At 71.8% G+C, this 21273-nt stretch carries 16 protein-coding genes; 10 read left to right on the top strand and 6 right to left on the bottom strand.

Features of this window, described 5'->3' with window-relative positions; translation table 11 throughout:
- Positions 1-17 precede the first annotated feature (17 nt).
- Positions 18-1391, bottom strand: coding sequence for a 3-phosphoshikimate 1-carboxyvinyltransferase (gene aroA, locus MRBLWH7_RS07805; protein WP_342000828.1), 1374 nt, complete (start codon positions 1389-1391; stop codon positions 18-20).
- A gap of 167 nt (positions 1392-1558) precedes the next feature.
- On the opposite strand from aroA, the gene MRBLWH7_RS07800 reads away from it, so the two are divergent.
- Together MRBLWH7_RS07800 and MRBLWH7_RS07795 are read left to right on the top strand one after the other, a co-directional pair.
- A complete protein-coding gene (locus MRBLWH7_RS07800) occupies positions 1559-2176 on the top strand; it encodes a sigma-70 family RNA polymerase sigma factor (protein ID WP_342000825.1) in 618 nt (205 codons plus the stop codon).
- Entirely contained in the window at positions 2173-2415 is a 243-nt protein-coding gene (locus tag MRBLWH7_RS07795; RefSeq protein ID WP_342000824.1) for a zf-HC2 domain-containing protein, read from the top strand. The genes MRBLWH7_RS07800 and MRBLWH7_RS07795 overlap by 4 nt, the downstream gene beginning before the upstream one ends.
- Before the next feature lie 17 nt (positions 2416-2432).
- Here the strand turns inward: MRBLWH7_RS07795 and MRBLWH7_RS07790 are convergent, their stop codons facing one another.
- Positions 2433-3188, bottom strand: a complete 756-nt coding sequence (locus MRBLWH7_RS07790; protein ID WP_342000822.1) for a diacylglycerol kinase — start codon at positions 3186-3188, stop codon at positions 2433-2435.
- A complete protein-coding gene (locus MRBLWH7_RS07785) occupies positions 3185-4858 on the bottom strand; it encodes an FAD-binding oxidoreductase (protein WP_342000820.1) in 1674 nt (557 codons plus the stop codon). Before MRBLWH7_RS07785 ends, MRBLWH7_RS07790 begins: the two co-directional genes overlap by 4 nt.
- Before the next feature lie 34 nt (positions 4859-4892).
- On the opposite strand from MRBLWH7_RS07785, the gene MRBLWH7_RS07780 reads away from it, so the two are divergent.
- The 3 genes from MRBLWH7_RS07780 (at position 4893) to MRBLWH7_RS07770 (ending at position 8618) form a co-directional block, all read left to right on the top strand.
- A complete protein-coding gene (locus tag MRBLWH7_RS07780; RefSeq protein ID WP_342000818.1) occupies positions 4893-5480 on the top strand; it encodes a helix-turn-helix domain-containing protein in 588 nt (195 codons plus the stop codon).
- Positions 5477-7036, top strand: coding sequence for a glycerol-3-phosphate dehydrogenase/oxidase (locus MRBLWH7_RS07775; protein ID WP_342000816.1), 1560 nt, complete (start codon positions 5477-5479; stop codon positions 7034-7036). Before MRBLWH7_RS07780 ends, MRBLWH7_RS07775 begins: the two co-directional genes overlap by 4 nt.
- A gap of 184 nt (positions 7037-7220) precedes the next feature.
- Entirely contained in the window at positions 7221-8618 is a 1398-nt protein-coding gene (locus MRBLWH7_RS07770) for an amino acid permease (protein WP_342000814.1), read from the top strand.
- Between the two features lie 33 nt (positions 8619-8651).
- Here MRBLWH7_RS07770 and MRBLWH7_RS07765 read toward each other — a convergent pair whose 3' ends face one another.
- On the bottom strand, positions 8652-12371 hold the full coding sequence (locus tag MRBLWH7_RS07765) for a multifunctional oxoglutarate decarboxylase/oxoglutarate dehydrogenase thiamine pyrophosphate-binding subunit/dihydrolipoyllysine-residue succinyltransferase subunit (protein ID WP_342000812.1): 3720 nt from the start codon (positions 12369-12371) through the stop codon (positions 8652-8654).
- Between the two features lie 178 nt (positions 12372-12549).
- Here MRBLWH7_RS07765 and MRBLWH7_RS07760 point away from each other — a divergent pair, with 178 nt between their 5' ends.
- Positions 12550-14007, top strand: coding sequence for a GuaB1 family IMP dehydrogenase-related protein (locus tag MRBLWH7_RS07760; RefSeq protein WP_342000810.1), 1458 nt, complete (start codon positions 12550-12552; stop codon positions 14005-14007).
- Positions 14008-14047: 40 nt separating this feature from the next.
- Here the strand turns inward: MRBLWH7_RS07760 and MRBLWH7_RS07755 are convergent, their stop codons facing one another.
- A complete protein-coding gene (locus MRBLWH7_RS07755; RefSeq protein WP_342000808.1) occupies positions 14048-15148 on the bottom strand; it encodes a YihY/virulence factor BrkB family protein in 1101 nt (366 codons plus the stop codon).
- A 230-nt stretch (positions 15149-15378) separates the two neighbouring features.
- Here MRBLWH7_RS07755 and MRBLWH7_RS07750 point away from each other — a divergent pair, with 230 nt between their 5' ends.
- Positions 15379-16707 (top strand): hemolysin family protein, encoded by a 1329-nt coding sequence (locus tag MRBLWH7_RS07750; protein WP_342000806.1) that lies wholly within the window; start codon positions 15379-15381, stop codon positions 16705-16707.
- Positions 16704-17762: a hemolysin family protein gene (locus tag MRBLWH7_RS07745; protein WP_342000805.1), complete on the top strand. Its 1059-nt coding sequence runs from the start codon at positions 16704-16706 to the stop codon at positions 17760-17762. Before MRBLWH7_RS07750 ends, MRBLWH7_RS07745 begins: the two co-directional genes overlap by 4 nt.
- 159 nt (positions 17763-17921) lie before the next feature.
- Here the strand turns inward: MRBLWH7_RS07745 and MRBLWH7_RS07740 are convergent, their stop codons facing one another.
- Complete coding sequence (locus MRBLWH7_RS07740) at positions 17922-18986, bottom strand: NADH:flavin oxidoreductase/NADH oxidase (RefSeq protein ID WP_342000803.1); 1065 nt, start codon at positions 18984-18986, stop codon at positions 17922-17924.
- A 41-nt stretch (positions 18987-19027) separates the two neighbouring features.
- Here MRBLWH7_RS07740 and MRBLWH7_RS07735 point away from each other — a divergent pair, with 41 nt between their 5' ends.
- Both MRBLWH7_RS07735 and MRBLWH7_RS07730 read left to right on the top strand, forming a co-directional pair.
- Positions 19028-19894 carry an ADP/ATP-dependent (S)-NAD(P)H-hydrate dehydratase gene (locus MRBLWH7_RS07735; RefSeq protein ID WP_342000802.1) on the top strand — a complete coding sequence of 289 codons (867 nt, stop codon included), beginning with the start codon at positions 19028-19030 and terminating at the stop codon, positions 19892-19894.
- A gap of 146 nt (positions 19895-20040) precedes the next feature.
- The gene (locus MRBLWH7_RS07730; RefSeq protein ID WP_342000800.1) at positions 20041-21252 is read left to right on the top strand and encodes a glycosyltransferase 87 family protein; all 1212 of its coding nucleotides are present in this window, start codon (positions 20041-20043) and stop codon (positions 21250-21252) included.
- Positions 21253-21273: the final 21 nt, after the last annotated feature.

The following is a 21273-nucleotide window of genomic DNA, read 5'->3' as shown; positions in this document are numbered from 1 at the left end:
CCCCTGCACGCGCCGTCTCACGAGGCGCGCATCGTCTCCTCGGAGAGCCCGCCGTCGGCTTGCTCGCCGTCGAGCATCCGCTGCCAGATCTGCGGGAACTCGGGCATCGTCTTGGCGGTCGTGCCGATGTCGTCGACCTCGACGCCGGGGACGGCCAGGCCGATGAGGGCGCCTGTCGTCGCCATGCGGTGGTCGTGGTACGCGTGCCATGTCCCGCCGTGGAGCGGGCGGGGCACGATGCGGATGCCGTCCGGCAGCTCCTCCGCCTCGCCGCCGAGGCTGCGCAGCTCCGCGACGAGGGCCGCGATGCGGTCGGTCTCATGGCCGCGGATGTGGCCGATGCCGTGCAGGGTGGACGGGGAGTCGGCGAAGGCCGTGAGCGCGAAGATCGTGGGGGTCAGCTCGCCTGCGGCGGACAGGTCGAGGTCGACGCCCTGGATGGCGGGGCCCGCGGTCACGGTCAGGGAGCCCCCGCGGCGCACCGCGCGGGCGCCCATGAGGGAGAGGATCTCGGTCAGCATCGCACCGGGCTGGGTGGAGTGCGCGGGCCAGCCGGTGACCGAGACGGAGCCGCCCGCGACCATCGCGGCTGCGAGGAAGGGCGCCGCGTTCGACAGGTCCGGTTCGATCGCGACGTCCTTGCCGCGGATCGGTCCGGCAGGCACGATCCACTCGCCGACACCGGTTCGCTCGACGTGCACGCCGCGATGCCCGAGGGCCTCGACGGTCATGTCGATGTGCGGGATGCTCGGCAGCCGCTCGCCGGAGTGGCGCAGCTGCAGGCCGACGTCGAAGCGGGGCGCAGCGAGCAGGAGCCCCGAGACGAACTGGCTCGACGCGCTGGCGTCGATCGTCACCTCGCCGCCGCGCACGTGACCGTGGCCGCGGATGATGAAGGGGAGGGCCCAGTGGCCGCCGTCGTCGATGTCGACCCCGACGTCGCGCAGCGCCGTGATCATCGCCCCCATCGGGCGGTGCAGCGCGCTCTCGTGGGCCGTGAGGGTGACGTCGCCGCGGGCGAAGCCGCCGAGGCCGGCCACGAAGCGCATGACGGTGCCCGCCTGCCCGCAGTCCACGACGGTGTCGCCGTGCAGCGGCCACACCGGCGTCACCTCGATGTCGTCGCCATAGAGCCCGGTGCCCTCGACGAGCTCGATGCCGACGCCGAGCGAGCGCAGCGCATCGATCATGCGTGCGGAGTCGTCGGAGTGCAGCGGCGAGATCAGGCGGCTCGGTCCGTCGGCGAGGGCGGCGAGGATCAGCTCACGATTCGTGAGCGATTTCGAGCCGGGGACGGTCACCGTTGCGTGCAGTGCGCCGTCCGCGACGGGCGCGGGCCAGTGGCCGCGCCCGATCGGCGCGGAGGGCGGGGAATACGCGTCGGCTGTCATCGGGTTCTACCCTACTGAACCCGGTGGGCACCAGCCGGGAGCAACCTACCGAGCGGAGCCGGATGTTCGCCACTCTCGAGCGCCTCGATCACGAGGCGCCCCTCCTGGCCGGGCGTGACGCGCACGTCTCAGGTCGTCTGCAAGAGCCCGCCGTAGACTGGCGCGTGATGAGCGACTCGACCGACCAGGCTGCGCCGGCGGACCAGGACCAGGATCCCCGCACGCAGTTCGAAGAGCAGGCGCTGCCCTTCATGGACCAGCTGTATGCCGCGGCCATGCGGATGACGCGAAACCCCGCCGATGCGGCCGACCTCGTGCAGGAGACCTTCGTCAAGGCGTTCGCCTCGTGGAAGACCTTCACGCAGGGGACCAACCTCAAGGCGTGGCTGTACCGCATCCTGACGAACACCTACATCAACACCTACCGCAAGAAGCAGCGCGAGCCGTACCAGGGCACGATCGACGACCTCGAGGACTGGCAGCTCGGCGGTGCCGAGTCGACGACCGCGACGAGCACCCGCTCCGCCGAGGCCGAGGCGATCGACCACATGCCCGCGTCGGTCGTGAAGGACGCGCTGCAGTCCATCCCGGAGGACTTCCGGCTGGCGGTGTACCTCGCCGACGTCGAGGGCTTCGCCTACCAGGAGATCGCCGACATCATGAAGACCCCCATCGGCACGGTCATGAGCCGTCTGCACCGTGGCAGGCGGATGCTGCGTGAACTGCTGGCCGATTACGCGAAAGAGCGCGGCATCACCCCCGCCGCCACGAGGAGCACGAAATGACCGACTGCGGCTGCGAGAAGGCCCGGCGCGACCTGGAGGAGTACCTGCGCCACGAGGTCTGCAAGACCGAGCAGAGCGACATCGCGGAGCACCTGGCGAACTGCGAGGGCTGTCGCGACGAGGCGCTCGTCGCGACCACGTTGACCGAGGTGCTGGCCCGCGCCTGCAAGGAGAGCGCGCCCGAAGAGCTGCGCGACCAGGTGCTGGCCAAGCTGCGGGCGGCCCAGGCGGCGCACTGACGCCGCCGCCCGCCGGGTCAGCCGACGGGTGTGAAGATGGTGAGCGCGCCGGGCGCCACATCGACGGTCAGCGGCAGCGCGCCGATCGGGTCGCCGTCGGCGTAGGCCGTGACTCCGGGCGACGACAGCCGCACCGAACGCACCCGCCGCATGGAGACTTCGGCGACGCTGGCGTGCGTGCCCTGGTACACCCGGGGAAGCAGGCGCAGCAGACGCAGCCGACCGGCGGGCCGCACGAGGACGACGTCGAGCAGGCCGTCGGCCGGGTCGGCCTCGGGACAGATGGGGATGCCGCCGCCATACGTGCGTCCGTTGCCCACGGTCGCCATCACCAGGTCGCCGCGCATCTCTTCACGGGTGCCGTCCGCGAGCTCCAGGTCCACCTCGTACGGGATGCCGGCGAGCGTCAGGAACTGGACGAGGATCGCGATGCTGTACCGTGATCCGCCCCGCGGCCACCGCATCGCGTTCGCGCGATCGTTGACCTTGGAGTCGAACCCGCTGGCGAGGACGGACCCGAAGTACCGCGTCGACCCGTCCCCGCGCGTCACCCGCGCGAGGTCGATCGTGCGCGTGACGCCGCCCGCGACCACGACGGCGTCGACGCCCACCTCGATCGCGGTCCGCAGCAGCGCGGACGACTCCGCCGCGCTGCCGCCGCTCAGGATCGACGTCTGCACGCCGTGCGCGCGCAGGCGTTCGGCGGTGTTCGTGGCGGCACCGGTGTGCGCACCGGCGCGGGCCGCGGGGTTGACGATCAGCGCGACCCTCACGCGCGCTCCGCCGCGTCCGCAGCGGGGGCGATCAGTGCGCCGGGGTTCATGATGCCCCGGGGGTCGAGCACGTCCTTCACCGCGCGCAGCACCTCGACGCCGAGTGAGCCGATCTCCGCCTCGAGGTACGGCCGATGATCGCGCCCTACGGCGTGATGGTGGGTGATGGTGCCGCGGGCGTGGCCGATCGCGCGGGACGCGGCATCCTTCGCGCTCATCCACTGGGTCTGCGGATCGTCGGTGAGCGCGGCGACCGCGGTGAAGTAGAGCGACGCGCCCGCCGGGTACACGTGCGAGATGTGGCACAGCACGATCGGCTTCGTGCCCGAGGCGGTGAGGCTCTCGGTGAGCGCGGCGGTCGCGGCGCTCTTGAGAGCGGGCAGGTTCGCCCAGGTCGTCGCGGTCTCGAGGGTCTCGGCGAGGACGCCGAGGTCCATGAGGGAGTCGCGCAGCGCGGGCGAGGCGAAGCGCCCCCGTTCCCAGGAGCGCGCCGGATCCTCCCCGCGCGACGTGGCGCCGTGCGCCCGGAAGACCGCGTCGAGCGCATCGCGCGTCGCCTCGGCCTCGGTCGCCGTCGCGCCTTCGAACGTGGCGACCGCGAGGCACCCGCGCATCCGGGTGAGGTGTCCGCCCATCGCGGCGTTCACGCGCGTCTCGGTCTCGTCGCTCAGCCGCAGGACGGTGGGACGGATGCCGCGCTGCGTGGCTTCACGCAACGCCGACGCCCCCGCGGCGAAGTCCGGGAACGACCATGCGCGGTACGCGGTCGCCGCCGGCACGCGGCGCACGCGGACCGTGACCTCGGTGAGGACCCCGAACGCGCCCTCCGAGCCGAGGAAGAGCTCGCGCAGGTCGGGGCCGGCGGCGCTCGCGGGCGAGCGGCCGAGGTCGAGGTCGCCCGCGGGCGTGGCCACGCGCAGCGCGTGGACGAGGTCGTCGAAGCGGCCGTAGCCGCGCGAGGCCTGTCCGCTGGAGCGGGTCGCGGCGTATCCGCCGAGCGAGGCGTACAGGAAGCTCTGCGGGAAGTGGCCGAGCGTGTACCCGCGGGCGCCGAGGAGCTCCTCCGCCTGCGGCCCGGTCGTGCCGGCGCCGAACGTCGCGAGGAGCGACACCTCGTCGAGCGAGAGGAGCGCCGCGGTGCGGCCGAGGTCGAGGGCGACCACGGCCCGGTGGGCGCCGCGCACCGGGTCGACCCCGCCCACCACCGAGGTGCCGCCGCCGAACGGCACGACCGCGATGCCGCGGTCCGCGCACACGCGCAGGGCCGCGGCGACCTCGTCGTGGGCCCCGGGGGAGACCACCGCGTCCGGCGCGGCCTGCGGCTCGTCGACGCGGCGACGCAGCAGGTCGGGCGTGCTCTTGCCGCCGAGGTGGAGCAGGCGCACCGCATCATCGCGCGACGCCGCACCGGGGCCGACCACCGCGGCGAGGGCGGCGAGGTCGTCGTCGGAGAGCAGTGACGGCGTGAGGACGGGCTCGGCGCGGCGCGGCACGGGGTGCGCCTTGCCGGGAAGCAGCGTCGCGACGATCGCCTTGGCGGCGGCCGGCAGGCGGGCGGGCTCGGATCCCCACGCGTCCCAGTCGCCGCGTGGGCGCGGCGTCGGGACGGCGACGGGCCGCGCCGGGGTCGCGGGGTCGCCGGGGGAGTCGGTGTGCACCGTCGCAGCCATGGCGACAGTATGACACATTATGTATGGTTGTCACATGGCCGATGGAGTGCCCGACACCGAGACCGCGATCCTCGACGCCGCGCTCGCCGAGGTGCTGGCGCACGGCATCCGCCGGACGACGGCATCCGACATCGCGCGTCGCTGCGGGATCGCCCGGCAGACGCTCTACCGTTACTGGCCCGACGCGCAGGCCGTGTTCGCCGCCCTCGTCACGCGTGAGCTCGTCGCCGCGCTTCCTGCCCGGGCGGGGGAGTCCCGCGACCTCGACGAGCTCGTCGCGCTGCTCGTCGAGACGGCCGACCGCGTGCGTCGTCTGCCCCTCGTCGACCGGCTGCGCGACACCGACCCCGAGCTGTTCGCCCGCTACATCCTCGACCGGCTGGGAACGAGCCAGCGCGCGATCCACGCGGAGACCGCCCGGCGCATCGAGGCGGGGCAGCGCGCGGGCTACGTCCGCGGGGGCGAACCGCCGCAGCTGGCGGCGATGGTGCTGCTGGTCGCGCAGTCCGCCGTGCAATCCGCTCCGCTCGTCGCCGAGTGGCTGCCCGAGAGCGCCTGGCGCGCCGAGCTCGCCCACGCGCTGCGGGGCTACCTGGCGCCCTCCGGTGAGGATCGGCGATGACGACGCGCATCGTGGGGCGCACGCCCGGCCCGTCGGCGCTCTCGGCCGCTCGACGGGCGCGCGAACTCGACGCCCTCTCCGGCGCGCGCGAGATCGACCTGCTCGTCATCGGGGGCGGCATCACCGGAGCCGGGATCGCGTTGGATGCTGCGAGCCGGGGCCTGCGCACCGTGCTGGTCGAGCGGCACGACCTTGCGCACGGCACCAGCCGCTTCAGCTCCAAGCTCGTGCACGGCGGCCTGCGGTACCTGGCGTCGGGCCAGGTCGGGATCGCGCACGAGAGCGCGATCGAGCGGCACATCCTCCTCACCCGCACCGCGCCGCACCTGACGCGCGCGCTCGCGCAGGTCGTCCCGCTGCACGAACCCGGACACGTCGCGCGCGGCGCGTACATCGGCATGGGGTACGAGCTCGGCGACGGCCTGCGCCGCGCCGTCGGAACGCCCGGATCGCTGCTGCGGGCCCCGGGCGCGATCGGCCGCGACGCGACGCTCGCGCTCGCTCCGGCCGTTCGTGCCGAGGGTCTGCGCGGCGGCGTGCGCGGGTGGGACGGGCAGCTCATCGACGATGCCCGGCTCGTCGTCGCCGTCGCGCGGACGGCCGCCGGGTACGGGGCATCCGTCCTCACCCGTGTCGAAGCCGTCGAGGTCACGGGGCGAGAGGCGACCCTGCGCGACGTCGTGACCGGCGAGACGCTCCGCGTGCACGCGCGCGCCGTCGTGGGTGCGACGGGCGTGTGGGCGGGCGAGCTCGACCACGACGTGCGGCTGCGTCCGAGCCGTGGCACGCACCTCGTGGTGTCGACGGCCCGCCTCGGCGGTTCGGACGTGTCGCTCACCGTGCCGATCCCCGGCTCGTCGAGCCGGTTCGTCTTCACACTGCCCGCGCAGCACGGCCGTACCTACGTCGGCCTCACGGATGTGCCCGCCGACGGGCCCGTCCCCGATGTGGCGCACGCGACCGAGGCCGAGGTCGACATGCTCCTCGGCACGCTCAACACCGTGCTCGAGGAGCCTCTCGCGCGCAGCGACGTGCTCTCGACCTTCGCCGGGCTGCGCCCGCTGCTCGCCGGGGCGGACGACCACGACACCAGCGACCTCTCCCGCCGCCACGCGATCATCGAGTCCGCGAGCGGCGTTCTCAGCATCGTCGGCGGCAAGCTCACCACCTACCGGCGGATGGCAGAGGACGCCGTCGACGCCGTCATACGCCGCGACCCGGGCTTCGCGTCCCGCCCGTCCGCCACCCGCTCCATCCCGCTCGTCGGCGCGTGGCCCCGGCACCGCCTCGGCGAGATCGCCGCGGCGCCGCGTCTGGTGCGCCGGTTCGGCGCCGAGGCGCCCTACGCCGCCGCTCTCCCGCCCGGCCCGTCGGCCGCGTGCGGTGTGACGGCGCAGGAGCTCGAGTGGGGCGTCGCGGTCGAGGGCGCCCTGAGCGTCGCCGACCTCCTCGACCGGCGGACGCGCCTCGGCCTCGTCGACACCGACGGCGAGGCGTCGACGGATGCCGTCACCGCCGCCTTCGTCCGCGCCGGCGTCGACCCGCTCGACGTCTGAGCCGCGGCCCGCACCCGCTCCTCGGTCAAGGAGCGTTGCCGAGATGAGGGCCGCACGCCCTTGCCGGCTCCGCATCCCGGGGCAGAACCTCGATTGAGGATCGCGCCGGGGGTTGGCAGGAATCAGCTCCAGGACGGCGGCGCAGGGAGGGCGCGGTGTCGCACGTCCCCGCCACACTGTAACGGTGACTCGCAGCGGAACTCATGGCGGCCTCGGCGTCGTCCAGGGCACGGCGCTCTACATCGCGTCGGTGCTCGGCACCGGGCTGCTCGTGCTCCCCGGCCTCGCGGCCGACGTGGCCGGCCCGGCGTCCATCGTGTCGGTGCTCGCCGTGATCGTGCTCGCGGTGCCACTCGCGGGCACCTTCGCCGCGCTCGCCGCGCGCTACCCCGATCCCGGCGGGGTCGCGAGCTATGTGCGCCGGGCGCTCGGCCGCACCGCCGCCCGCGCGACGGGGTACTGGTTCTACTTCGGCGTGGCCGCCGGGTTCCCGGTGCTGGCGTTCCTCGGCGCCGAGTACCTGTCGGCGATCCTGCACATCGATCGCCTCGCAGTGCCGATCCTCGTGTTCGCGATCCTCGTGCCTCCGTTCGCCGTCAACATGCTCGGCGTGCGGGTCGCCGGCTGGGTGCAGTTCGTGCTCACCGGGCTCCTCGTCGGCATCGTGGTCTTCGTCGTCGCCACGGCGTTCCCCGCGCTCGAGGCGGCGAGCTTCTCGCCGTTCCTTCCCCACGGGTGGACGGGCGTCGGCACGGCGATCAGTCTCTTCGTCTGGGCGTTCGCCGGCTGGGAGGTGGGCACGCACATCTCGGGGGAGTTCCGCGACCCGCGCCGCAGCATCCCGATCGCCACCGCCATCGCGCTCGTCGTGACCGGCCTCGCGTACCTGCTGCTGCAGGTCGTGACCGTGGGCGTGCTCGGCGAGGACGCGGGTGCCGGCGCGGTGCCGCTGCTCTCGCTCGCCGAAGCCGTCGCCCCCGGCTTCGGGCCCACCGCCATCGGCGCCATCGCGGCGATCGTCGTCCTGGGCGTGATGAACGCGTACCTCGCCGCGTTTGGCAAGCTGGGTGCCTCGCTCGCCTCATCGGGCGATCTGCCCCGCGTGCTCGCGCCGGGAGCCGAGTCGGGCGGAATCCCGCGGCGCGCTCTCCTGCTGACGTTCGTCGTCGCGATGGTCTACTGCGCGATCGCGCTCGCCACCGGCGGCGACCTGCAGACGTTCATCCTCATCCACACCAGCAACATGGTGTCGATCTACGCCGCCGGGATGATCGCCGCGACCCTGATCCTGCCGCGCTTCACGGCGGGCTGGTTCATGGCGGTGGTCGCCGCGGTGTTGTCGGTCGGCCTGCTGCTGCTGGCCGGCGCGAATCTGCTCCCTGCCGCCGCGCTCGCGCTCGCCGCGATCCTCGTCACGGTGTTCAAGATGCTTCGTCGCTCATCGCGACCCGCAGACCGCGGGCCCGGCGACGAGGCGATCGGTGCCGGCCAGGCCGCAGACCCCGGGGCCCTCGCCGAGGTGAAGACGACGATCGTCCCGGCTGAACGCAGTTCGGCCCTGGACTCCTCAGCGCAGAGCTGAGTCCTCCAGGGCCGAACGGGCGGAGCGCTCCGCCTACAGCGTGAGCGCCTGCTGCATGATCGCGGCCTGCTCGGCCGCGTGCACCTTCGGCGACCCGGTGGCGGTCGAAGCCGCCGACGCGCGCGAGACGCGGCTGATGGTGCGACCGTTGAGGTTCTTCACGACCTCGAGGGCGATGAAGGGCCAGGCGCCCTGGTTCTCGGGCTCGTCCTGCACCCACACCAGCTCGGCGTTCGGGTACGAGTCGATCACAGCGTTGAGCTCGTCGATCGGGGCGGGGTAGTACTGCTCCAGCCGCACGAGGGCGATCTCGGGGTTCGGATTCTTGTCGAGCTCGGCGCGCAGATCCCAGTGGATCTTGCCGGCGTGCAGCAGCACGCGCTTGACGGCCGACTTGTCGATGCTCCGGTCGTCGTCGATCACCGGCTCGAACCGGCCGGTGAGGAAGTCCTCGACCGGGCTCGTCGCCCCGCGCAGGCGCAGCATCGCCTTCGGGGTGAAGACGATCAGCGGGCGGCGCGGACGCGCGTACGCCTGGCGGCGCAGCAGGTGGAAGTACGACGCGGGGGTCGACGGGCGCGCGACGGTCATGTTGTCCTGGGCGCACATCTGCAGGTATCGCTCGATGCGGGCAGACGAGTGGTCGGGTCCCTGACCCTCATAGCCGTGGGGGAGCAGCAGCACGACGCTCGACTGCTGGCCCCACTTCTGGTCGGCCGCCGAGATGTACTCGTCGATGACCGACTGGGCGCCGTTGGCGAAGTCGCCGAACTGGGCCTCCCACAGCACGAGCGAGTCGGCGCGCTCGACCGAGTAGCCGTACTCGAACGCCATGGCCGCGTACTCGCTCAGCAGCGAGTCGTAGACGTAGAAGCGGCCCTGGTCCTCGCTGAGGTTCGTGAGCGGGATCCACTCCTGACCGTTCGCGCGGTCGTGCAGCACCGCGTGCCGCTGCACGAAGGTGCCGCGGCGCGAGTCCTGGCCGGCCAGGCGCACATTGGTCTTCTCGAGCAGCAGTGAGCCGAACGCGAGCAGTTCGCCGAAGCCCCAGTCGATCGAGCCGTTGCGGCTCATGTCGAGGCGCTTGTCGAGGAGCTGCTGCAGCTTGGCGTGGACCGTGAAGCCGTTGGGCTTGTTCACGAAGGTGTCGCCGATGAGGGAGACGACCTCGCGCGAGACGCCGGTGGTCGCCGGTTCGCCGGCGGCGGGCTGGGCACTCGCGTCGGGCACGAGGATGGGCGAGGAGCCCGTCTCGGCCGCGTGCGTCTCGGCGAAGGCGATCTCGAGGCGGTTCTGGAAGTCCTGCTTCGCCTTGTCGTACTCTTCCTCGGTGATGTCGCCGCGACCGACGAGAGCCTCGGTGTAGAGGCGCCGCACGGAGCGCTTGGCCTCGATGAGGTTCGTCATCAGGGGCTGCGTCATCGACGGGTCGTCGCCCTCGTTGTGGCCGCGGCGGCGGTAGCAGACGAGATCGACCACGACGTCGCGGTGGAACCGCTCGCGGTAGGCGAAGGCCAGCTGTGCGACGCGGGTGACGGCCTCGGGGTCGTCGCCGTTCACATGGAAGATCGGAGCCTGGATCGTCTTGGCGACGTCGGTCGCGTACACCGAGCTGCGTGCGTCGGTGGGAGTCGTCGTGAAGCCCACCTGGTTGTTCACGACCACGTGCACCGTGCCTCCGGTGCGGTAGCCGCGCAGCTGCGACATCTGCAGGGTCTCGACGACGACGCCCTGGCCGGAGAAGGCCGCGTCGCCGTGGACGAGGATCGGCAGCCACGTGAAGGTGCCGATCGGCTTGCGGTCCTGCTTCGCGCGGACGATGCCCTCGAGCACGCCGTCGACGGTCTCGAGGTGCGACGGGTTCGCGGCGAGGTAGACGGGCAGCTCGGACTCGTTGTCGGCGGAGAACGTGCCCTCGGTACCGAGGTGGTACTTGACGTCGCCCGAGCCGCTCTTCGACCCGATCGCGACAGACCCCTCGAACTCGCGGAACACCTGGCCGTAGGTCTTGCCGGCGATGTTCGTCAGCACGTTGAGACGGCCGCGGTGCGCCATGCCGATCGCGGCGCCATCGAGGCCCGCCTGGGCGGCGCCCTGAAGGATCTCATCGAGCAGCGGGATCAGCGACTCGCCGCCCTCGAGGCTGAAGCGCTTCTGGCCGACGTACTTCGTCTGCAGGAAGGTCTCGAACGCCTCGGCCTGGTTGAGCTTGTCGAGGATGCGCAGCTGCTCGTCGTGGCCGGGCTTCTGGTACTTGACCTCGACGTTCTCCTGGAACCACGCGCGCTGCGTCGGGTCCTGGATGTGCATGTACTCGATGCCGATCGTGCGGCAATACGAGTCGCGCAGCACTCCGAGGATGTCGCGCAGCTTCATCTGGCGCTTACCGCCGAAGCCGCCGGTGACGAACTCGCGGTCGAGGTCCCAGAACGTGAGGCCGTGCTGCTCGATCTCCAGGTCGGGGTGCGTGCGCTGCACGTACTGGAGCGGGTCGATGTCGGCCATGAGGTGACCGCGGACCCGGAACGAGTTGATGAGCTCCTGCACGCGCGCGGTCTTGTCGACGCGCTCGGCGAGGTCGACGTTGATGTCGGCCGCCCAGTGGATCGGCGCGTAGGGGATGCGCAGCGCCGCGAAGATGTCCTCGTAGAAGCTGCGCTGTCCGATGAGCAGCTCGTGCACCTTCTTGAGGAACTCGCCCGACCCGGCGCCCTGGATGACGCGGTGGTCGTAGGTGCTCGTGAGCGTGATGGTCTTGCCGATCGCGAGCTCGTTGAGCGTCTTCTCGCTCGCGCCCTGGAACTCGGCGGGGTACTCGAGGGCGCCGGCGCCGACGATGCAGCCCTGACCCTTCATGAGACGCGGCACCGAGTGGACGGTGCCGATGCCGCCGGGGTTGGTCAGCGAGATCGTGGTGCCCTGGAAGTCGGCTGCCGTCAGCTTGTTGCCCCGCGCGCGGGTGACCAGGTCCTCGTACGTCGTGAGGTACTCGTTGAAGGTGAGCTGCTCGGCGCGCTTGATGCTCGGCACGAGCAGAGCGCGGGTGCCGTCGGGCTTCGGAAGATCGATCGCGATGCCGAGGTTGATGTGCGCCGGGGCGACGAGCGACGGCTTGCCGTCGATCTCGGCGTAGAAGACGTTCTGGCTCGGGAACTCCTTGAGCGCCTGGATGATCGCCCATCCGATGAGGTGCGTGAAGCTCACCTTGCCACCGCGGGTGCGCGACATGTGGTTGTTGATGACGATGCGGTTGTCGATCATCAGCTTCGCCGGCACGGTGCGCACGCTCGTCGCCGTGGGGACGGTCAGCGACTCGTCCATGTTGGCGGCGAGGGTCTTCGGCATGCCGCGCAGCGGCGTGACGACGTCGGCGTCGGCCTGGCCGTCGGCCGCCGAGGGCGAGGCCTTCGGCGCCTGCGCCGGGATCGGCTGGGGTGCTGCCGGGCGCGCGGTGGTGCGGGCCACCGGTTGTGTGCCGATCACCGGGATCGGCGCCGTCACCGGACGCGGCTCGGATGCCGCCGGCTGCGCCGGCGCCGGGGGCTCGGTCGCCGGGGGCGCCGCGGGCGCTGCCTGGGTCGGTGCTGGTGCTGCTCCCTCGGCGGGGTGGTAGGCCTCGAGAACGGGCCACCACGCCTTGTCGACGGAGTTCCGGTCGATCTTGAACTGTTCGTACAGCTCCTCGACGAGCCACTCGTTGGCTCCGAACTCTCCCTCGTTCGAAACCCCGACGCCCGTCACCTGGCTCGACACGCTGAATCGCCTGCTTTCATCGGTGAAGTTCTGGGATGCGCGAGGTGCACGAATCGCCCTCACCCACGACCGTTAAGCCTAGCCCAGTCTTCGCGAGCCGTTCCGGCTGCAGCCCACTCGAAACCTGAAAGAACCCGCATGATTATCCGCACAGGAACTGTCACTACCCTTGGCGGTCATGGAGTTCTACGGCGAAACCCCCGACGTCGACCTGACGTACTCGGACGTCTTCCTCGTCCCGCGTCGCTCGGCGATCACGAGCCGGCTCGATGTCGACCTCGCTCCCGGCGACGGCACGACGGCCACCCTCCCGCTCGTCTCGGCCAACATGAACTCGGTCACCGGCGCCCGGCTCGCTGCGACGCTGGCCCGTCGCGGGGGCCTCGGAGTCCTCCCGCAGGACATGCCGCTGCAGGAGCTGGACGCCGCCATCCGCTGGGTCAAGGCGCAGCCGGTGTCGTGGGACACCCCCCTCGTGCTGCCGGCGGATGCGACCGTCGCCGACGCTGCGCGGCTCCTCCCCGCCACCGAGGGGCACGGCATCGTCGTCGCCGATGCGTCGTCGGGCCACGTCGACGCCGACGACATCCTCGGCATCGTCCCGGCGACCCGGCTCGGCACGGCCCTGCCCGACGCCCGCCTGGGCGACCTCGCGCGCGGGCGCGCAGCATCCGTCGATGCCGACGACATCGAAAGCGCGCGCCACGCGTTCGACGTGATCGTCGCCGCCGAGGCGGAGACCGTGTGCGTGCTGCACCACGGGCACCTCGTCGGGACCCTCTCTCGTCGCAGCGCGCTGCGCTCGACGCTGTACCGCCCCGCCGTCGACGCGTCCGGCCGGCTCATCGTCGCTGCCGCGATCGGCATCAACGGCGACGTCGCGTCGAAGGCGAAGGCGCTCGCCGGCGCGGGCGTCGACGTGCTCGTCGTCGACACCGCGCACGGTCACCAGGAGGGCATGCTCCGGGCGCTGCGTGCCGTCGACGACCTCGACCTCGGCATCCCGATCGCGGCGGGCAACATCGTGAGCGCCGAGGGCGTGCACGACCTCGTCACCGCCGGCGCCACGATCCTCAAGGTCGGTGTCGGCCCCGGCGCCATGTGCACCACGCGCATGATGACGGCGGTCGGCCGCCCGCAGTTCTCCGCAGTGCTCGAGACCGCAGAGGCCGCACGCATCATGGGTGCGCACGTGTGGGCCGACGGCGGGGTGCGCTACCCGCGCGACGTCGCGCTGGCGCTCGCGGCGGGTGCGGCGTCGGTCATGATCGGCTCGTGGTTCGCGGGAACCATCGAGGCGCCCGGCGAGCTGCAGGTCGACGACGCCGGCCGTGCGTACAAGGAGTCGTGGGGCATGGCCTCGACGAAGGCCGTGCACGAGCGCTTCGGGCGACTGGACCCCTACGAGCTCGCGCGCAAGGAGCTGTTCGCCGAGGGCATCTCGTCGTCGAGGATCTACCTCGACCCGCTCCGCCCCGGACTCGAGGACCTCCTCGACATGATCACGTCGGGCGTGCGGTCCTCCTTCACCTATGCCGGCGCCTCGACGGTGGCCGAGTTCCGCGACCGCGCCCGCGTCGGCCTGCAGTCGGCGGCCGGTTACGAAGAGGGCAAGGCGCTGCCGGTCAGCTGGTGAGCGATGACGGATGCCGCGGGGCCGCGGCATCCGTTCCCCCTCAGCGATTCCGCCCGTCGCGAGCCGGCTCCGCGCGCTCGTCGTCTTCGTCGCCGTCGTGCTGCTCGCGGATGCGGCGCCCCTCCTCGACGTCCTTGCGCTCCTTCTCCTGCGCCTTGTCGCTCTTGCGGGTGTCACGCGGCGGCAGCTGGATGTCCTCCTCGGCGGCGATCCCGGCCTGCAGCTGGCGACCGCGCTCGAGCTCGGCGTCGAACTCCGCGCCGAACAGCAGCGCGATGTTCGCGATCCACAGCCACAGCAGGAACACGATCACGCCGGCCAGCGACCCGTAGGTGCGGTCGTAGTTCGAGAAGTTCGCGACGTACAGTCCGAACAGCGCCGACGCGACCACGAGCGTGAGGATCGCGAGGAGGGACCCGAGGCTGATCCAGCGGAACTTCGGCTGCTTCGCGTTCGGAGTCGCGTAGTAGAGGATCGCGACCATCAGCACCACGATGAGCGCCAGCACCGGCCACTTGACGATCGACCAGACGGTCGTCGCCACCTCGCCGAGCCCGAGCGCCTCGCCGACGGCGTCGGCCACGGGTCCTGACACGACGAGGATCACCAGCGCCACGACGATGAGCACGACTCCGATGACCGTGATCAGTAGCTGCGCCGGCCGCAGCTTCCAGAACGGCCGCCCTTCGGGGATCTCGTAGATCCGGTTCATGGCGCGGCTGAACGCCGCGACGTAGCCGGAGGCCGACCAGATGGCGAGCAGCAGGCCCAGCACGAGACCCCACCCCGCGGCGGGAGAGTCCGCCAGCTGCTCGAGCGGGCCGCGAAGCGTGTCGGCCGTGTCGGGGGAGACGCCCTCGACGACGCCGAGGATGGCGTCGGTGGCCTCCCCGTTGCGCGCGATCAGGCCGAAGATGGAGAAGACGGCGACGAGGCCGGGGAAGATGGCGAGCACCGAGTAGTAGGTGAGCGCCGCCGCGATGTCGGTGCACTCGTCGGCGGAGAACTCGCGCGCCGTCTTCCCGAAGACGTACTTCCACGAGCGCTTCTCTATCTCGCGGGGCGTGTCGGGCTTGGCGGGGTGCTCGGGACTCGGTGCGTTGCGGGGATCCGTCCGTCGATCGGCGCTGGTGTCGGTCATGCCCCCCACCGTGGGCGCCGCGACGGCCCGGCGCAGAGGGGGTTGACAGCGCGGGTCCGACCGGATGCCGCGGGCCGCCGCATCCCTCATTCCCCGGAATCCCGCGCGGGCGCCTGCCGTAGACTTGTCGGCACGATGGACGACCCTCCTAGTTGCAGACAATCGCCCCACCGACCCTCCACCCCGATGAACGGGCCTGACCGCCGGTTGCAGCAAAGGGGGAGTGCGTGATGGATTACGTCATGTTGGGCGTGGGGCTTCTTCTCACCATCGGAACAGGCCTGTTCGTCGCGAGCGAGTTCGCGCTCGTCAACCTCGACAGGGCAGACCTCGAAGCCCGTCAGGCCGCGGGCGAGTCCCGTCTGTCGCTGACGATCAGCGCGCTGCGCATCACCTCGACGCACCTCTCCAGCGCGCAGCTGGGCATCACGCTGACGACCCTGCTCACCGGTTACACGATGGAGCCGGCGATCTCGAACCTGCTCGCTCCCGTGTTCGACGCGTGGGGCATCCCGAGCGGTGCCTCCAGGCCGCTCGCCGCCGTCATCGGCGTCTCGGTCGCGACCGTCTTCTCGATGATCCTCGGCGAGCTCGTGCCGAAGAACTTCGCGCTCGCCGTGCCGCGGCAGACGGCCAAGCTCGTCATGCCGTTCCAGGTCGCCTTCACCACGGTGTTCCGCCCGGCGATCGCCGTGCTCAACGGCAGCGCGAACGGCGTGCTGCGTGCCGTCGGCATCGAGCCCAAGGAGGAGCTCTCCGGCGCCCGCACCGCCGAGGAGCTCTCGAGCCTCGTCCGCCGCTCGGCCAGCGCCGGCGTGCTCGAGGAGGACACGGCGTCGCTCCTCGACCGCAGCCTCACCTTCGCGCGGCTCTCGGCGGCCGACGTCATGACGCCGCGCCCGAGCATCCACGCGCTCGCCGCCGATGATTCGGCCGAGGACGTCATCCAGCTCGCCCGGCGCACCGGTCACAGCCGGTTCCCCGTGTACGGCGAAGACATGGACGACATCACCGGCATCGTGCACCTCAAGGCGGCCGTCGGCGTGCCACGCGAGCGCCGGGCGGATGTCCCGGCTGCGGCGCTCGCGACCGAGCCGCTGCGCATCCCGGAGCCGGTCCACCTCGACGTGCTCGTCTCCGAGCTGCGTGCCCGTGGCTACCAGATGGCCGTCGTGGTCGACGAGTACGGCGGCACCGCCGGGGTCGTCACGCTCGAGGACCTCGTCGAGGAGATCGTCGGCGAGGTGCTCGACGAGCACGACCGCCGTCGCGCGGGAATCGTGCGGGTCCAGGACACCGTCATCTTCCCCGGCGAGCTGCGCCCCGACGAGGTGCGCGACCGCACCGGCATCCGCATCCCCGAGGGGGACGTCTACGACACCGTCGGCGGCTACATCATGAGCGTGCTCGAGCGCATCCCCGTCGTCGGCGACGCCCTCGAGATCGAGGACGGCACCATCGAGGTGCAGCGCATGGACGGCCGCCGCGTCGACCGAGTGAGGTTCACGCCGAAACCGATGCCCCACGAGGACGCGACCGAAGGGGGTGATCGCCGATGAGCGACTGGGCCGGGATCGCCTGGCTGGTGGTGCTCCTCATCGCCAACGCCTTCTTCGTCGGTGCCGAGTTCGCCGTCATCTCGGCGCGCCGCTCGCAGATCGAGCCCCTCGCGGAGAGGGGCTCGCGGTCGGCCAGGACCGCGCTGTACGCGATGGAGCACGCGACGCTCATGCTGGCGACGAGCCAGCTCGGCATCACGATCTGCTCGCTGCTGATCCTGAACGTCTCCGAGCCCGCGATCCACCACCTGCTGGCCGAGCCGCTGGGGCTCACCGGCTGGTCGGAGGCCGTCGTGGACGGCATCGCCTTCGCGGTGGCACTGATCCTCGTGTCGTACCTGCACGTCGTGTTCGGCGAGATGGTTCCGAAGAACCTCGCCTTCTCGGTGCCCGACCGTGCGGTGCTCATGCTCGCGCCGCCGCTCGTGTGGGTGTCGAAGATCTTCCACCCGGTGATCGTGACGCTCAACTGGACGGCGAACCACATCGTGCGGCTGTTCCGCGTCGAGCCGAAGGACGAGGCCTCCTCGACCTTCACGCTCGAGGAGGTCGCGACGATCGTCAACCAGTCCCGCATCGAGGGCGTGCTCGACGACACGTCGGGCACGGTGGCCGCAGCCGTCGAGTTCACCGACAAGAAGGCCGCCGACGTCGCGGTGCCGCTGTCGCAGCTCGTGACGCTCCCCGAGGTCACGACGCCCGACGAGATCGAGCGTGCGGTCGCCAAGCACGGCTTCTCGCGCTACGTGATCGTCGACGAGGCGGGCCTCCCGCTCGGCTACGTCCACCTGAAGGACATCCTCCGGGCGGCGGAGGGACCGGATGCCGCGACCGACGTCGCGCTCCCGATCGCCACGAAGCGCATCCACCACATGGTGCCGGTGCGGGAGGCGACCGATCTGGAGGACGCGCTCGCCGTGATGCGCCGCGCCGGGCGCCACCTCGCGCAGGTGCGCAACGAGTCCGGTGAGATCACCGCGGTGCTGTTCCTCGAGGACATCATCGAGGAGCTCATCGGCGAGGTGCAGGACGCGACCCGCCGTCGCGGCTTCTGACGCAATGAGATGAGCGGATGCCGCGGCCCGGGGCCGCAGCATCCGCTCACCTCTTTCCGGGTCTGTGATTCGGGATCGGGGCGCGTCGCGAACGTTCGGGGCGCACGGCGCGCGCGCCGAACGCGCGCGCTGCGCCCCGAACCCGGGGAACGTCTCGGGTCAGAGGCGCGCGCGGAGATACTGCGCCGGCCAGTAGTCGATCTCGGCGCCGAGCTCGGACGCGGCGCGCAGGCCGTAGTGCGGGTCGCGCAGCCACTCGCGGCCGGCCATCACGGCGTCGGCGAGATCCTCGGCGAGCACCCGCTCGGCGTGCACCGCGTCGTCGATCATGCCCACGGCGTTGACCGGCACGCCGGCCTCGCGCCGAATGCGCGCTGCGAGCTCGACCTGGTACCCGGGCCCGGTCGTGAGCTTCTGGTGGGCGACGAGCCCTCCGCTGGAGATGTCGAAGAAGTCCGCGCCGCGCTCGGCCGCCCAGCGGGCGACGGTCGCGGTCTCGTCGGGGTTCCAGCCACCCTCGGCCCAATCGGTGGCCGAGAAGCGCACGATGACGGGAATGCCGGGGGCGGCATCGGCTACCGCGTCGAGCACCCGCAGCAGCAGGCGCGCGCGGTTCTCGAGCGAGCCGCCGTACTCGTCATCGCGGAGGTTCGACAGCGGCGAGAGGAACTGGTGCAGCAGGTACCCGTGGGCGCCGTGCACCTCGAGCACCTGGAAGCCGGCCTGGACGGCACGGCGCGCGGCCGCCGCGAAGTCGTCGACGATGCGGTCGATGCCGGCGATGTCGAGTGCCAGCGGTTCGGCGTAGCCGTCGAATGCGACCGCCGACGGGGCGACGGTGCTCCAGCCGCCCTCTTCGGCGGCGACGGATCCCCGGCGCCCCGAGAACGGCGACCATGTCGAGGCCTTTCGCCCCGCGTGCGCGAGCTGCACGCCTGCGACCGCCCCGCGGCTGCGGATCGCGGTGACGATCGGTGTCCACGCCTCGCGCTGCGCGTCGTTCCACAGGCCGGTGTCCTCCGGCGAGATCCGGCCTTCGGGCGACACCGCCGTCGCCTCCGCGACGACCAGCCCCGCACCGCCCGACGCGAACTGCGCCAGGTGCGTGTGGTGCCACTCCTGCGGCACGCCGTCGACGGCGCTGTACTGGCACATCGGGGAGACCCAGAGGCGGTTGCGCACCGTCACGTCGCGCAGGCTGAGGGGGGTGAAGAGGCGGCTCATCGGGTCTCCGGATCGGATCGGGTGCGCGGTACTGTGGCCGCATGGTGAGGACGTGGACGCGCGCCGATGCCGCTCGCGCCCTGCGGAGGCCAACCGCCGACGACGACAAGTATTCCCGAGGCGTGCTGGGCATGCGGACGGGCTCCGAGGCCTATCCGGGAGCCGCGGTCCTCGGTGTCGAGGCTGCCTGGCGCACGGGCCTCGGCATGGTGCGCTACCTCGGGCCCGGCCGTCCGACCGATCTGGTGCTGGCACGACGGCCCGAGACGGTGTCCGCCGACGGACGCGTGCAGGCGTGGGTGATCGGATCGGGAACGGATGCCTCGGCCCGCACTCCGTCCGACACCGCGGCCTTGCGGGCCCTGCTGTCCGACACCGACCCCGTCGTCGTCGACGCAGGCGCCCTGGATCTCGCCGCCGAGGCCACCGCCCCGCGGATCCTCACGCCGCACGACCGCGAGCACGCGCGGCTGCGCGCGGCGCTCGGCCTGGGGCACGCGCCGGCCGACCGCGTCGACGCCGCCCGCGAGACCGCCGAGGCCACCGGAGCGGTGGTGCTCCTCAAGGGTGCGGTGACCGTCGTCGTCGCACCGGACGGCTGGGCGGCTGCCGTCGGGGCGGGCACACCCTGGCTCGCAACCGCCGGGACCGGCGACGTGCTCGCCGGCGTCATCGGAGCCCTGGTCGCGGGTGCTGTCGCTCAGGGCGGACACACGGATGCCGCCTCCCTCGCCGCGCTCGCCGCCTCGGGTGCGTGGCTGCACGGGCGGGCGGGTGCGATCGCCGCCGAAGGGGCGAGCATCGCGGGCGCGTCGAGCTCCCCGCCGTTCGGGGACGGGCCGATCACGGCGCTGGACGTCGCGGAGGCGATGCCCCGCGCGGTCGCGGAGGTGCTCGCCCGCGCCTGACACGTGCGCGACCCGCGCCGCGTCGTGCACAGCATCGGAGGTCTCGCGGACACGCGGTGTCGCAGCATCCGTTCCCGGCGCGTCGCCCTCTACTCCGATTCTGAGCGCGTCCCGGGACGCTCGTCCGCGCTCCTTAGGATGAAGGGGTGTTGCGGCGGACGTGGGTGTGGGTCGCGTTCGTCCTCGTCCACGCCGTGGTGATCTGGCTCGGGTTCGTCGACGACCACGCTGCGTCGTGGGACGTCGACCAGCTGTATCGCTGGTGGGCGGGGCTCACGCTCAGCGGCGATGCGTTCCCCGGCATCACCGAGGACTGGATCTATCCGCCGCTGGCGCAGTTGCCGATCCTGCTCGTCGGGGCGTTCCGCGGGGTCGTCGACTACACGCTCGGCTGGGGGCTGCTCGTGACGGCGCTCGACGCCGCAGCGTTCGCGCTCCTGGTGGGCCGAGGCAGGTCTCGCGGCCGCATGCTCGCCGCATGGTTCTGGCTGGCGGCAATCCTCGCGCTCGGCGGTGTGGGCATGTACCGGCTGGACGCGATCACGGTGCCGTTCGCGGTCGCCGGCTCGCTGTGGCTCATCGGGCGCCCCTGGCTCGGCTCCGCGCTCCTCGCCGTCGCGACGTGGATCAAGGTGTGGCCGGCGGCACTGCTCGCGACCGCCGTGATCGCGGTGCGCCGCCGGCTCGCGATCATCGGGGGAGCCGCGGCCGTCTCGGCGGTCGTCGTCGCGGTCGTCCTGCTCGCCGGCGGTGGCCCTCACCTCCTCGGCTTCGTGGGCGACCAGACCTCGCGCGGCCTGCAGATCGAAGCGCCGGTGAGCAGCGTCTACCTGCTGCTGGCCCTGGCGGAGGTGCCCGGAGCGCGGATCTTCTACGACCCCGACCTGATCACGTTCCAGATCACCGGCCCCTCGGTCGACACCGTCATCATGCTGATGACCCCGGTCCTCATGCTCGGTGTGCTGGCGATCGCGGTGACCGGCGCGGTCAAGGCCTGGCGGGGCGCCTCCTTCGTCGCGCTGTTCCCGCCGCTGGCGGCCGCGCTCGTGCTCGGCTTCATCGTTCTCAACAAGGTGGGCTCGCCGCAGTACATGACGTGGCTGATCGCGCCGATCGTCATCGGCCTCGCGATCGATCGGCGCCGGTGGCTGCGTCCCGCCGGCCTCACCGTCGTGATCCTCGCCCTCACGCAGGCGATCTTCCCGTTCTGGTACGACTGGATCCTCGTGCTGACACCCGCGGCCGTGTGGCTCCTCGTGCTACGCAACGTGACTCTGCTGGCGCTGTTCGTGTGGGTCGTGGTGCGCGTGGCGCGAGTGCCCGTGCGCCAGGCGCTGCCGCTGCGCGTGTCAGAGTAGACGTCGGGCCGCAGCATCCGT

The sequence above is a fragment of the Microbacterium sp. LWH7-1.2 genome, assembly GCF_038397755.1.
GTDB lineage: Bacteria > Actinomycetota > Actinomycetes > Actinomycetales > Microbacteriaceae > Microbacterium.
Note: the sequence above shows the minus strand (reverse complement) of the source record. Positions and strands in the feature narration are given on the sequence as shown.